General features: G+C 36.0%; 14 protein-coding genes. 4 read left to right on the top strand and 10 right to left on the bottom strand.

What is annotated here, in order from left to right; translation table 11 throughout:
- Nucleotides 1-223: 223 nt before the first annotated feature.
- A complete protein-coding gene (locus U6A24_RS18825; protein WP_324181560.1) occupies nt 224-1,189 on the top strand; it encodes a hypothetical protein in 966 nt (321 codons plus the stop codon).
- A gap of 69 nt (nt 1,190-1,258) precedes the next feature.
- Nucleotides 1,259-1,687 carry a cytochrome c oxidase assembly factor Coa1 family protein gene (locus U6A24_RS18820; RefSeq protein ID WP_324181559.1) on the top strand — a complete coding sequence of 143 codons (429 nt, stop codon included), beginning with the start codon at nt 1,259-1,261 and terminating at the stop codon, nt 1,685-1,687.
- Here the strand turns inward: U6A24_RS18820 and bioA are convergent.
- The 3 genes from bioA to U6A24_RS18805 are packed head-to-tail and all read right to left on the bottom strand — an operon-like array spanning nt 1,684 to nt 4,801.
- Nucleotides 1,684-2,994 carry an adenosylmethionine--8-amino-7-oxononanoate transaminase gene (gene bioA, locus U6A24_RS18815; protein WP_324181558.1) on the bottom strand — a complete coding sequence of 437 codons (1,311 nt, stop codon included), beginning with the start codon at nt 2,992-2,994 and terminating at the stop codon, nt 1,684-1,686. The genes U6A24_RS18820 and bioA overlap by 4 nt on opposite strands.
- A 2-nt stretch (nt 2,995-2,996) precedes the next feature.
- A complete protein-coding gene (gene bioD, locus U6A24_RS18810; RefSeq protein ID WP_324181557.1) occupies nt 2,997-3,614 on the bottom strand; it encodes a dethiobiotin synthase in 618 nt (205 codons plus the stop codon).
- 29 nt (nt 3,615-3,643) lie between these two features.
- Nucleotides 3,644-4,801: an aminotransferase class I/II-fold pyridoxal phosphate-dependent enzyme gene (locus tag U6A24_RS18805; protein ID WP_324181556.1), complete on the bottom strand. Its 1,158-nt coding sequence runs from the start codon at nt 4,799-4,801 to the stop codon at nt 3,644-3,646.
- A 64-nt stretch (nt 4,802-4,865) separates the two neighbouring features.
- Between U6A24_RS18805 and U6A24_RS18800 the strand changes: the two genes are divergently transcribed.
- On the top strand, nt 4,866-5,408 hold the full coding sequence (locus U6A24_RS18800) for a GNAT family N-acetyltransferase (RefSeq protein ID WP_324181555.1): 543 nt from the start codon (nt 4,866-4,868) through the stop codon (nt 5,406-5,408).
- A 41-nt stretch (nt 5,409-5,449) separates the two neighbouring features.
- Here U6A24_RS18800 and U6A24_RS18795 read toward each other — a convergent pair whose 3' ends face one another.
- From U6A24_RS18795 to U6A24_RS18770, 6 genes are all read right to left on the bottom strand, one after another.
- On the bottom strand, nt 5,450-6,451 hold the full coding sequence (locus U6A24_RS18795) for a hypothetical protein (protein WP_324181554.1): 1,002 nt from the start codon (nt 6,449-6,451) through the stop codon (nt 5,450-5,452).
- A gap of 198 nt (nt 6,452-6,649) precedes the next feature.
- Complete coding sequence (locus tag U6A24_RS18790) at nt 6,650-6,928, bottom strand: F0F1 ATP synthase subunit epsilon (RefSeq protein ID WP_324181553.1); 279 nt, start codon at nt 6,926-6,928, stop codon at nt 6,650-6,652.
- A gap of 91 nt (nt 6,929-7,019) precedes the next feature.
- Entirely contained in the window at nt 7,020-8,528 is a 1,509-nt protein-coding gene (atpD, locus tag U6A24_RS18785; protein WP_324181552.1) for a F0F1 ATP synthase subunit beta, read from the bottom strand.
- A 188-nt stretch (nt 8,529-8,716) separates the two neighbouring features.
- Nucleotides 8,717-9,571 (bottom strand): bile acid:sodium symporter family protein, encoded by an 855-nt coding sequence (locus U6A24_RS18780; RefSeq protein WP_324181551.1) that lies wholly within the window; start codon nt 9,569-9,571, stop codon nt 8,717-8,719.
- A 56-nt stretch (nt 9,572-9,627) separates the two neighbouring features.
- The gene (locus U6A24_RS18775; RefSeq protein WP_324181550.1) at nt 9,628-10,410 is read right to left on the bottom strand and encodes a class II aldolase/adducin family protein; all 783 of its coding nucleotides are present in this window, start codon (nt 10,408-10,410) and stop codon (nt 9,628-9,630) included.
- Between the two features lie 2 nt (nt 10,411-10,412).
- Nucleotides 10,413-11,060: a TetR/AcrR family transcriptional regulator gene (locus U6A24_RS18770; RefSeq protein WP_324181549.1), complete on the bottom strand. Its 648-nt coding sequence runs from the start codon at nt 11,058-11,060 to the stop codon at nt 10,413-10,415.
- 168 nt (nt 11,061-11,228) lie between these two features.
- Between U6A24_RS18770 and U6A24_RS18765 the strand changes: the two genes are divergently transcribed.
- Nucleotides 11,229-12,503, top strand: coding sequence for a sterol desaturase family protein (locus U6A24_RS18765; RefSeq protein WP_324181548.1), 1,275 nt, complete (start codon nt 11,229-11,231; stop codon nt 12,501-12,503).
- A gap of 51 nt (nt 12,504-12,554) precedes the next feature.
- Here the strand turns inward: U6A24_RS18765 and U6A24_RS18760 are convergent, their stop codons facing one another.
- Complete coding sequence (locus U6A24_RS18760) at nt 12,555-14,147, bottom strand: G-D-S-L family lipolytic protein (RefSeq protein WP_324181547.1); 1,593 nt, start codon at nt 14,145-14,147, stop codon at nt 12,555-12,557.
- Between the last annotated feature and the right edge of the window lie 25 nt (nt 14,148-14,172).

Raw genomic sequence — 14,172 nt, 5'->3', positions numbered from 1 at the left:
GCCTCAATATTGTAGCCTTAAAAATAGGTAATAACAACATATTATTTTACACTATCGACAAATTGCATAGAATCGCTTATGAATTATCAATTATAGATGATGAATTTATTTTATCCATGCTGTAATACTATTGGGTAGATTAAACATATTGTCTGTCTACACCACCATTTATCTTCGTCTTTTTTTAAAAATTTTGAAAAGAATTTCAAAAATCAATTTACAAATGAAACAAATATTTATTGCACTTTGCTTAGTAATAGTTACTTCTTGTACAAGTATAACCACTGCACAACACAAAAAAATTTCTATTAATGGGGGTTCTGGTATGTTTTCAATTAAAGGAGGTCTTGGGAATGAAGAAAAAACAATAGATGTGTTTTATTACAAACCCAAAACTTACAATCAAAAGACAAGAATTCTAATTGTAATTCCTGGGTCGGGAAGAAACGGAGATAGCTATAGAGACAGTTGGATAGAAGAAGCAGAACGGTATAACCTTTTAATATTATCTCCAAGATATCAGGAAAAACAGTACCCTTACGAGGCGTATCATTTAGGAGGCATAGTAACCAGTTTAAACACCGAAGCAAACATTACATTTATAGAAAATACCAATCAAGTATTTCTAGATGAAGAGAACCTAACAATAGATATAAACAAGGATCAAGAGAAGTGGATTTTTAATGATTTTGACAGACTATTTGACCTGGTTATTTCTTCATTAAAAAGTACACAAAAACAATATGATATTTTTGGGCACTCTGCTGGCGGACAAATTCTTCATCGTTTTGCTATTTTTCATCCAACATCAAAAGCGAATAAAATTATTGCTGCAAACTCTGGAAACTATACCCTTACCGACTTTGAAACTCATTTCTCTTTTGGACTTAAAAACACACATGTCTCGCCAAAAGATCTCAGGAAATCATTTGCACTTAACCTAACTATTTTTGTAGGTGAACTGGATAACGAAAATAGTAATGGTGGGATACTACTACGATCAAAAACTGTCGACAAACAAGGTCTTCATCGACTAGCAAGAGCCAAATTCTTTTATAAGACAGCCAAAGCAAAGGCACAAGAACTAGGATATCCTTTTAACTGGAAATTAAAAGTAATAGAGGGTGTAGGTCACAGCCAAAGAAAAATGGGAGATGCAGCGGGCATATATCTTTATAACAATCAATAACAAATTTTTTAATTGTAACAAAGACAACCGTTCTTATACATATAAGCATATAACCTATATAATGTAGCTATGAACGAATGTGCACCTCAAAAAAGTTGGTTTGCTCGAAATTGGGGTTGGGCAGTACCAGTAGGCGGTTGTCTTGTTATTATTGTCTTATTTTTTGTCTTCTTAGGTTCTGTAATTTTTGGAGTTAATGAGTTAATGACAGGATCTGACCCTTATAAAGAAGGGCTTGCCACAGCACAACAAGATGAATATGTAATCTCGATATTAGGAGAACCTATAGAGACCGATGGTATTATGCAAGGTGAGCTTTCTTATAAAAACAATCAAGGAAAGGCTAATATTTCTATCCCAATTAAAGGGCCAAAAGGTGAAGCCAAGCTTTATGTTGAAGGCACCAAACTAAATGACGAATGGACCTATTCTGAAATGTATGTGATTATCTCAGAAACCGATGAGCAAATAGATTTACTGGGATATAAAAAAGATTAAACTGTCTCAAGAAGCTCCTTAATCGCGTTATATACCTTATCTAGTTCTTTCTTTGTAATTACATAAGGAGCCAAAATATAGATTGTATTTCCCAAAGGCCTTAAAAAAATCCCCTTTTCCATAAAATGGTTAAAAATTTCATATCGTTTTTTACCATATCGATCCATTTCTATATCAAGGTCTAGTGCATAAATTACTCCTTTTTGTCGTGTAGTCTTTACTCTGGGATGATCTTTTATTTGATCATTAAAAACCTTATGTGACGCTATAATTCGTTCAATGCTACTTTGAATTTCTTCAGTTTGAAGTAACTCGATAGCGGCTAACGCAGCAGAACACGCTATAGGATTGGCTGAGTAGGTATGGGCATGAAAGAAAGCTTTACCTACAGAATCATCTAAAAATGCTTCATAAATATCTTGGGTGCAACTGGTAACCGCCATAGGCACAAACCCTGCAGTAAGAGCTTTGGACATCGAGATGATGTCAGGTTTGGTATTAATATAATCTGAAGCAAAGTTACTCCCTGTTTTTCCAAACCCAGTCATGACCTCGTCTGCAATGGTAATCACCTTATTTTCTTTACAAATCTCAAGGATTTGATTTAGGTATTCTGCTTCAAACATATGCATTGCGTTGGCTCCTTGCACCAAAGGTTCATAAATAAAAGCTGCAACCTTATTCTTTTGTATGATTGTCTGTAATTGATTTATTATGCTCCCAATGTTTTCTGAATTTGGTGTTGGGATTCGCTTCACATCAATAAAAAAATCTTCAAAAGGACCATTATAAACCGATAATCCTGAAGCAGACATTGCACCAAAGGTATCCCCATGAAAACCATCTTCAAAAGCAATAATCGCGTTACGCTTTTCTCCCTTATTAAAATGATATTGCAGGGCCATTTTGATTCCCACCTCGTTGGCTGTAGAGCCATTATCTGAAAAAAATACTTTTTCTTGATTACACGGTAAAATCTTGATGAGCTCTTCGGATAATGTAATGGCGGCCTCGTGTGTAAATCCTGCAAATACAATTTGATCCAGCTGCTTCATTTGCTTACCCACCTTGTCGATAATAAAAGCATTGCAATGTCCATACATAGCCGTATACCATGATGCTATACCATCTATATACGTTTTACCGTCTTCGCCATAAAGTAAAGCTCCTTTGGCTTTAACTACTGGCAATGCCTCTGGATGAATTTTATGTTGTGTCAGTGGATGCCACAAGTGCTTTTTATCTCTTTCTTGCAAACTTCTTTTTTGCTCCTTATCTCTTATGGTGTATTTGCTTTCTCTCTCCATATTTACAACTCCTGTAAGTTTTCTCTAAACAAATCTGCATACTCTTTAATTACCATAGTATCAAAATACGGTTCATCATTTATTCTTCCGATCACATTTACATCGGTCATTTTTTTGATGATATCTTCAGTTGTTTTATGTTCGTCTCCATTAAAAATTACAGATACATTAAACCCTTGGTCCTTTAGAATCCAAATGGTCATCAAAGTATGATTAATACTACCCAGGTAATGCCTCGAAACCACAACAACATTATAATTTGGTTCGATTAGATCCAAAATGGTGTCTTCATCATTCAGAGGTACCAATAAACCTCCGGCACCTTCAATGACCAAATGATTATCGGTTTCTGGAAGTTTTACTTTATCCAAATCTATGGTAAGTTCATCAATTTCGGCAGCAGCGTGAGGGCTCATAGGTGTTTTTAATGCATAACTATTAGCATAAAACTGAGATTTGGAATTAGACACCATTTTCTTGACTTTATCTGTATCTGAGTATTCTAAATCTCCTGCCTGGACAGGTTTAAAATAATCAGCTTGTAATGCTTCAACAACAATGGCCGAAGCAATTGTTTTTCCTACATCGGTTCCTATTCCTGTGATGAATATTTTTTTCATGCCCTATATTTGACTTAATGTAATTGTGTTTACAAATTTGAAACAAAGGTAGCTAAGAGCTGTAAAACTTCACTTATTTCTTTGTTGGAATTAAAGCTGTGTAAACAAATTCGCAATCGTTCTTCTCCTTTTGATATTGTGGGCGATAAAATAGGCTTTACATCAAATCCTTTTTCCTGGATTTGTCGGGCTACTTTTTTAACCGTTTTATTACCGGCAATTATACAACAATGAATAGCCGAATTACTGGGTATAAATTTTGAAGCAAGGTTTAATCTTTCTATTTCTTGATTAAAAAACTTTATGCTGTTTTGAAGCTTTTGAATCTCTGTGGTACTTTGAAGTTCCCTATAAGCCGATTGTATTGTTGCCAACGAATGAGGTGGTAACCCCGAAGTATATATAAAACTTCGAGCAAAATTAACTAGATAGCTTTTTAGGTCCTCGGACCCTAAAACCACGGCCCCGTGGCAACCCAATGCCTTACCAAACGTATTGATTCTGGCAAAAACTTTATGCTCTATGCCTAATTTCTGAAGTAAACCAACACCTTGTTCACCGAAAACTCCCGTGGCATGAGCTTCGTCTACTACCAAATAACAATTATGGTCATTACAAAACTCAACAAACCTTTTTAAATCTGGTGAATCTCCATCCATCGAGAAAACAGATTCGGTAACAATGTATATAGCTTGATGATTGTCTTTCGAATTTCGATTTCGCTCTACTTGAAGGCGTAACGATTCTAGGTCATTATGCTTGAATTTGTATGCCTTTGCATGACTCATTTGTATTCCATCTCGAATTGAGGCATGAATTAATTCGTCATAAAAAATAAGATCTCCTCGTTGCGGTACCGATGAAAAGAATCCAATATTAGCATCATAACCCGAATTGAAAATCAAAGCGGCGTCGGTATTATGAAACTTCGCCAATATTGCTTCAGTATTTGTATATAGTTGATGATTGCCCGAAAGCAGGCGCGAGCCTGTAGCTCCATTTTGTGCAACCCCCATTTCAATAAGAAGCCAATGCGCCTTATCAAAAATGGTTTTTGAAGATGCAAAACCTAAATAATCATTAGATGAAAAATCAATAAGACCTTTCTTTTCAGAAAGCCGTCGTAATGCCTTATCTTTTTTCCTCGTCTCTAGCTTTGCATGTAATTTACTTGGAAAAGTCTTCAATTTTCTAGTTTCATTATCTTTACAAATATAGGCAATGCTTCATAGATATCCAGACCTCTTCAAAATGAGAAATATTCAATTTTCCCAAAGTTCTTCCAAAGAAGAACTCCATCAAATTCTTAATCTTCAACAAAAGAATTTATCAACCTCTGTATCCAAATTAGAAAAAGAAAAAGAAGGCTTTGTAACCGTAAAACACGACTATGAAGTTTTAAAAAAGATGCATGATCGAGAGCCACATATTATTGCAAAAGATAAAGGCAATGTGGTTGGATATGCATTATCTATGGTTCGGGATTTTAAAAACGATATCGAAGTTTTAAGACCTATGTTTACCAAAATAGATAACCTTTTAAACACTAACACATCATATGTGGTTATGGGGCAAATATGTATCGACAAGGCTTATAGAAGACAGGGCATTTTTAAGGGTTTATACCTTAAAATGAAAGAAGAACTAAATAACAAATACGATATACTTATCACCGAAGTAGCAGCAAATAACACCAGATCATTAAATGCACATTATGCCATTGGATTTACAGATTTACTTGTTTATGAAGCCGACAGCATCACATGGCATCTAATACAATGGGACTGGAAATAGAAAAGAGTCCAAAAAATTGACCTCCTACTCAAAGATTTAATTTACTCAATACCCAAATAAGGATTATACGTGTAGGTCTTACTAAAATTACCTAGACTATTAAAATACTCATCCACCAAATGAGCAGGATAATAAGCAATTCCGCCAGCTAGTAACCCTTGGTTTCCTCCGTCATTCTTGTCATCCCAGTTCCAGGGAGCGTTTGCCGAACCATTGCCATAAGATTTTTGAAAAGATTTAGCATTACTAAACAAACTTGTATTGAAGCGTTGGTCCCACATACCTTCATTTTCAAAAATATTCACCAACTTATATTTTACATTGTGATCATAAATGTCTGAAGGATATTCGCTGGATGTTTTACTTGGGAAATAGACTACATAATCACTACCCCCAGGTTTTTGTTTTGAATGTGCTTTTATTCCATGACCTTTGGCCTCTGCTGAAGTTTTGAAGCGATTAACTCCGTTATCATTTTGAAGCGTTAAAGTACCATCGATATCCTCATTTCCATCGGTAAGTCCAGAATTTGGAGCTTTATACGAATAAAAATCTGAATGAAAAACAGTTACAGCTCCCAAAGCCTTCCCATACATAGAATTGTCTTTCTTCACTATGGTGAGCACTCCTTCCAGATCATTTTCGTGTTCATCGATACGATATAAAAACCAAATATCTGTCCAATCACGAGGATGAAAAAATGCATAGGTAATAAAATAATGGGTAGACGTTTCTACCACAGAATAGTATCCTACTGCATTTCCTTTTCTGGATGAACTGGCAATATTATCCCAATTGTTTTCGGCATTTAAATCGGCATCAAAATCATATCGCGTAATAAAATCTGCTTTACCGCGTAAACCATGCGAACCGGTACGGTCTACGTCTTGGTAATGAATTGGAGCATGATAATAGGCAAGATCAAGATAAAAACTTTGGTTTTTTTGAGTTTTTGCCTGGCTTGGTTCTAATAGTAAGTCGTCTGATGTATTGCAGCCAACTAATGTGGTGACAAAAGTTAAAATGGTTAGGATTTTTTTCATTTGTGAAAAATTTTAAGAGATTAATTTCTTAAAATTAACATCCTGGCCCATTTGTGGGATTAGCTTATTTTTAAGACTGGATTATGGTATCATTGATAAATAGTTACGGATATTAAATAATTTTAAAACAATCATTGGGGAATAAAAAAACGCCTTCAGGAATCTGAAGGCGTTTAATAGTCTATAAAAGAAGATTGTTTAGTCTGCCAAAACAATCACTTTGTTATCTTTCATTTCAATTGTTCCAGAATTAATAGAAAGTAAGGTTGCGCCATTTTCTCCTTTAGAGAATTTTTCGGCAACTTCTTCTTCCAAATTCATATCGCCATACACCTTTACGTTTCCTTTTCCTAAGATAGAAACGATAGGGGCGTGGTTGTCTAACATCTGAAACTCTCCGTCTACACCAGGCACAGCAACTGAAGTTACTTCACCACTAAATAATACTGCTTCTGGAGTTACTATTTCTAAATACATATCTTTTTAGTATTAAGTAGTTAGCAGTTAGTAGTTAGAAATTATGAAGAGATTACTTCTCATTACTCGATACTAACTTCTCACTTCTAATTTATGCTTCAGCTAACATCTTCTCACCAGCTTCGATTGCCTCTTCGATGGTACCTTTAAGGTTAAATGCTGCTTCAGGAAGGTGGTCTAACTCACCATCCATAATCATGTTAAATCCTTTGATGGTATCTTTAATATCAACCAATACTCCAGGAATACCAGTAAACTGCTCTGCTACGTGGAATGGCTGAGATAAGAAACGTTGTACACGACGTGCTCTTGCTACGGCTAACTTATCTTCTTCAGATAATTCTTCCATACCAAGGATCGCGATAATATCTTGTAATTCTTTATAACGTTGCAATAACTCTTTTACTCTTTGTGCAGTGTTATAGTGATCATCACCAAGGATATCTGCTGTAAGAATTCTAGAAGTAGAATCTAATGGATCTACCGCTGGATAGATACCAAGCTCTGCAATCTTACGAGATAATACAGTTGTTGCATCTAAGTGAGCAAAGGTTGTTGCCGGTGCAGGGTCAGTTAAATCATCTGCAGGTACATAAACCGCCTGTACAGATGTAATCGATCCCTTCTTTGTAGAAGTAATACGTTCCTGCATCGTACCCATCTCGGTTGCTAATGTTGGTTGGTAACCTACCGCAGAAGGCATACGTCCAAGAAGTGCAGATACCTCAGAACCAGCCTGAGTAAATCGGAAGATATTATCTACGAAGAAAAGTACGTCTTTTCCTTGTCCGTCTCCAGCTCCATCACGGAAATATTCTGCAATAGTAAGACCAGAAAGTGCCACACGTGCACGTGCTCCAGGAGGCTCATTCATCTGTCCGAAGACGAACGTAGCTTTAGATTCTTTCATAGCTTCTTTATCCACTTTAGAAAGATCCCATCCTCCTTCTTCCATAGAGTGCAAGAAGTCGTCACCATATTTGATAATTCCAGACTCAAGCATCTCACGAAGCAAGTCATTTCCTTCACGAGTTCTTTCTCCTACTCCTGCAAATACAGAAAGTCCACCGTGACCTTTTGCAATATTGTTAATCAACTCCTGGATCAATACCGTTTTACCTACTCCAGCACCACCAAACAATCCAATCTTACCTCCTTTTGCATAAGGCTCGATAAGATCGATTACTTTGATACCTGTAAATAAAACCTCAGTAGAAGTTGATAAATCTTCAAACTTCGGAGCTTCACGGTGGATTGGAAGACCATTTTTTCCAGCTTTTGGAAGGTCTCCAAGACCATCGATCGCATCTCCAATTACATTAAATAGACGTCCGTACACATCTCCACCGATTGGCATCTGGATGGGAGCACCAGTTCCTACAACTTCCATTCCACGGCTTAATCCATCACTCGAATCCATTGCGATGGTACGTACAGTATCTTCACCAATGTGAGACTGAACCTCTAACACTAGTTTGCTACCGTCTGTTTTATTAATTTCTAATGAATCGTAAATTTTTGGTAATTCAGTCCCTGCTGCGAATTCTACATCGATCACCGGACCTACAATTTGAGATACTTTACCCGTAACTTTAGACATTATCTAACTATTTAATGTTTAGTATTTAACTATGTAAAAAAGGTTCTTTATTTAATATGAAATACTACGACCTTTTTTCAGGCTGCAAATATAGTCTTTTAAAATGAAAAAATAATGCCTTTTATTTTGTTTTTTTAAAGGCCTTAGATATGCTCATTTTCAAAGGAAAACAACTAATTAAAAACTACTTATGATTTGTTATATCTACCATATATGATAATAAAAAAAGCAACAAGATACATGACTAACGTATAGATCGCTCCGGCTATACCAAAAGCGGTATTTTTTAAGGTCACTACTGCTATTGTAATGGCTAATCCGGAATTTTGAATACCAGATTCGACAGCTATACTTATGGCTTGCGGTTTTCTCAACTTAAAACTCGATGCCGAAACATAGCCTAATACCATACTTATTGAACTTAATAATACAGCAGGTAATCCAGCTTGTTTAAAGTATGGAACAATATTATGTTTTTCTTTAATTAATAAACCGGTTATTATTAATACAAGCAGAATCACAGAGGCAATTTGCACTGGTTTTCCCATTTTAAGTGCGAAACTGGTTGCCTTTGCTCTTATAAGCATCCCCAGAAAAACGGGCACAATAACTATCATGAGCAGTTGCACAATCATCTGTAAAACATTAAGAGTCACTTGACCACCTTCACCTGAAAACTCTACGAGGGCAAACTGCACAATAAAGGGTATTGTAATAATTGTTATAATGCTCGATATAGCTGTTAATGTTACCGATAATGCGGTATCTCCTTTGGCCAAAAGTGCAATAACATTTGAGGTAGCGCCACCAGGACATGCTGCCAATATCATAATACCTATTGCGATTTCTGGCATTAAATCCAATGTGGATACCAATACAAAACCTATTATAGGTAGAAAAACTAATTGATTTACCAAACCTAATACAACCGCTTTTGGATTTCTGGCTACTCTTTTAAAATCTTCACTAGTTAAAGAAAGTCCCATACCAAACATGATGATCATTAAGGATATGGCTACAATTAAGGTTCCGGTGTTATTCATATGAAATCAGATTGTACTTGGTTAGTGAAAATAATAAATTCTTTAGAACTTCTATTTTAGAAGTCAAGTGTGACACTTATATCTTGCCACATAGGCTGAAATTGAAAGTACCCAGCCAATGGGAATCCTAATTCTGTCCTTGTTTTCATTGCGGTTTGATGATCTATTTCTATTAGTTCTTCCCCGGTTTGCATTGCCAGTAATTGTGCCTGGCAACTTCTTTCCATAGTGATAAACCACCAAGCAGCTTCATCTATAGAATGTCCAACGGTTATCAAACCGTGATTTTGCAATATAGCTGCCTTATTGTCGGCTAGTGCTTTGGCAATTCGCTTTCCCTCTTCTAGTTCATTTACAATACCAGAATAATCATCAAACAAGGCATGATCTTTATAAAAAGCACATGCGTCCTGAGTTATCGGCGCTAATTCTTTACCCAAAGCAGAAAATGATTTTCCATATACAGAGTGAGCATGGGCGGCAGCAACAACATCAGGGCGTGCAGCGTGTATTTGTGAATGAATAGCAAATGCAGCTCTATTTACAGGAAGTTTACCTTCGACAACCGTACCTTTGTGGTTAACTAATAATAAATCTGAAGGCTTAATCTGATTAAATGAAAGCCCAAAAGGGTTTACCCAAAAATGATCGTGATGTTCTGGGTCCCTCACTGTAATATGTCCTGCTACTCCTTCAGAAAAACCAAATTTTCCGAATATTCTAAAGGCACCTGTAAGTTTCTTTTTTAAATATGCTCTTTCTTCTACTACATCATCAAATTTTGGTGGCAACGGGATATTGGCCGGTAACATTTCTAGTGGTGGGTTTTGGACTGCCATGATTATATTTTTTTTAAGTTATTATCTGTTTTTGTTTTATTATACTCGATTATCTCCAGGTATTCGCCATATCCTTTTTCGGTTAGATAAGGCAACAAAATCCCCCAAAGTGTTTGCAAGGGAGAATCTTCTACTATTTTTGTGCTATTTTGATCTATTATTGAAGTTCTGGCACTCCAAAATGTACTTGTCATCCATAATGTTCGTATCACAATATCATAGTCTATTCGATCTTGTTCGGGGATAAGTCTTTGTGATGCAATAAAATGATTGATCAAATTTCTAGCGTCTTGAAATCTTTTTGAAGTTGCAATTTTATAATCTTTCATAATACCTGGATATTCGGCCATTAGATATGGGATTTCCAGAAAAAAGAATCTGTATTGTCGCTGGTTACGGTAAAATTTCCTGAACATTTCTTCAAAATGAAATAATGTAACAAATTGGTTATTGGGCATTACCTCTATAACATTCTCTAATACCTTTTCCTGTATTGCTTCTAATAAATGTTCTTTTCTTTTAAAATGATAGGTGAAGTTTCCTGGACTAATACCCATGGTTTCTGTAATATCTTTAATACTTACATTAAAGAATCCCTTTTTATTAAAAAGAGTCACCGAGTGCTTTATGATCTCTGATTTTGTATTCAAGACACTAGTTAATTAGTATTTATATACTATATTTTTATTATTATTAGTATAAACATACTAATTTATTCTTAATAAATCAAATTATGCTATACTACCAATACAGAAACTAAGTTTAAAGTGTAAAATTTTGACTATTTTGTAAGACACCAATTTTTTGACCTTTACTAAATGGAAACATATGCTACTGCATTAAGTTATGCTATCCCAGGGTTTATACTTCTTATTTTGATCGAATATCTTGTAAGCAGATGGAAAGGAATTCCAGTTAATGAAGCTATGGATACTATTTCAAGTTTAAGCTCGGGAATTACAGATACATTAAGAAGTCTTACCGGTCTTGCCGTAATCATTATTAGTTATGATTGGATGGTTGATCATATAGCCATGATTGAAATTAAATCATCGGGATGGCTTTATATCCTAACATTTATTGGATTAGATTTTGCGGGGTATTGGTCGCATCGATTTAACCATACCATAAACTTGTTCTGGAACAGACACATTATTCACCATAGTAGTGAAGAGTTCAACCTTGCTTGTGCATTACGGCAAAGTATTTCGGCTATCGTGTCTATTTATTTCTTTCTTTATATCCCTTTGGCTCTATTAGGTATCCCTGCAAAAGTGGTCGCACTGGTAGCTCCTATTCACTTGTTTGCTCAGTTCTGGTATCACACTCGTTTGGTAAACAAAATGGGAATTCTCGAACATATTATAGTGACTCCTTCTCATCATAGAGTTCACCATGCAATCAACGATGAGTATTTAGACAAAAACTATTCACAAATATTTATTTTTTGGGATAAATGGTTTGGCACCTTTCAGGAAGAATTACCTAATAAACCTCCTGTATATGGAGTAAAGAAACCTGTGAATACATGGAATCCGTTTTACATTAATTTTATGCATGCCTGGGGGATCCTAAAAGATGCATGGAGAACCAAAAAGTGGTGGGATAAGGTTCGTATTTGGTACATGCCAACAGGATGGAGACCTGATGATGTAAAAGAAAAGTATCCTATAGCCATAATAACCGACCCCTATAATCGTACAAAATATAAAACCGAGAGTTCACTGCTTTTGAAACTTTGGTCTTGGTTTCAATTAACAGTTACTCTAGCTTTATTATATTATATGCTGGTAAGTTTTGGTGATCTGAAGTTTTCTCAAATTATTTATTATGCCATTTTCCTTGGTATTACCATTTTCGCATATACTTCTTTAATGGATCGGCACATTATTTCGATATATGCCGAAATTCTAAAAATTGGATTTGGGGTATTTCTTGTAATCGAAAATAATGGTTGGTTTGGAATGGATTCTATATTTAATGGTGCTACATATCTGGTGCTGGCTTATATGATAATATCTCTACTATTTTCTTTTTATTTTCAGCTTATTGAACGAAAGTATATAGAGTCCTCTTCTCAAAAATTAGCATAAAAAAACCGCCTGCATTGTTGTACAGACGGTTTATTGATTCTTTAAATCGTACTAAGGAAGCATTGTTGAATAAAATGTTGGATAATCTGCAGCTTTTACCATAGGAAGATTAGATCCATATGTTGTATTGATAGCTCTAGCGGCTTCATTTGCCAGGAAGGCATATCCACGTGCTGTTGGATGCACTCCATCTAGTGAAAACAGTCCACCAAACACCAAATCATCTTGTATCAGAAAATCGTCGAACTGAAGCCCGCCATCTGAAACCTGATCTAAAAGATCATTTGCGTCTACAAAGGCCAATCCTTCTCGTTGTACAGCTGCGTCTATAACGGCATTAAAAGCGGTAGTCGCTTCAGCAATTTCTGCCTGCTCACTTGGTAACAATACCCATTTATCTTCTAAAGGATAAGTAACACCATTTACTGCCAATTGCCCAGCCTGTTCCTGGGTTAAACCAAGCATCATTAAGGTTCCAATGGCATCGGTATTAACTTGCCCTATTATTGAAGAACTAGGTAATACTAAAAGATCATTTTCATTGGCCGGCCTGGCTTGGCCATATAAAAATCCAGTTACAGCAGCAGTACCAGCATCTACTCCATTTGCCTGAAGTGCACCGGTAATCTGAGCTGAAAGGTCCATTAACGATTCATCTTTTATAACAACAGGGCTAGCTGCATCAACAGCAAACTCTATTGCTCTTTCTGGGACACCCAAGGCAGTAAATACTTGATTTAATCCTGCGAACTGCGTGTTTAATGTTGGAATCAATGGCCCAAAACCTGGATTTGTTGGATCTAAGGGTGCAAATGGCACTGTAGTAAAATGTGCAATCGCGGTCACATCAGGAATATTAAAAATAACTCCCTTTGCTCCTTGAGAAGTAAGTGTCTCTACCAAAGTATTATACACCTGTGTAAATGTAGCGACGTCTGTAATTGGATCTGCCATTTCCGGATCCGATTCGCCTCCGCTTAATGCATATCCTAAAACATCATTATTCCCAATCCATAAAGAGAAAAATGTAGGGCTTTCTCCCATAGCATCTCCCAAAACAGTAGATGTTGAACCAGAAGCAATTCTTGCAAAATAAGGGTTAGCCGTACCTGCTGGCACTCCACTCACATCGCCATAACCAGGAGCAACAAGGTGAAAACTTTTTGCCCCGGGTACACCCCAATTATTAATTGTTCCGGTTACTGGCACCGTAATATCAGTTGTGGGTATTTCTGGTTCCAAGTCTGTAGGAGGAACCACTCCTAAAGGTACTGGTCCAGATAGGCTAGGAGGTGCTGGATCAGGATCACTATAAAAGTACAACCTTGGCCCTTGAATCTGAGTTCCTGCCAATAGCAACCCACCGATATTATCATTCATTAAGGGCTGTATAAAATCTCCACCGCCTGCCAGAGCAAATTGCCCTGCCAAAATATTAGGCATTGAATTTTCTTGTCCAGCTATGAACAAAGCATTATCTGTAAAGCCCGCGGTTAATGAGTTTCCTATAGATACAAATTTTGAAAAATCTGCTTCACCAGAAGTAATTACTACCTCTTCATCGGTAGGAGCATCATCATCAGATTCACAGGCTATAAATCCAAAAATTAATAGAAGTATTAACCATTTATATTGAGTATTCATCTGTTATTTTTTTAATTTATTGTTA

The sequence above is a fragment of the Aquimarina gracilis genome, from assembly GCF_035285365.1.
Classification (GTDB): Bacteria; Bacteroidota; Bacteroidia; order Flavobacteriales; family Flavobacteriaceae; genus Aquimarina; species Aquimarina gracilis.
The sequence above is the reverse complement of the archived record's forward strand: the minus strand, read 5'-3'. Positions and strand labels throughout refer to the sequence as shown.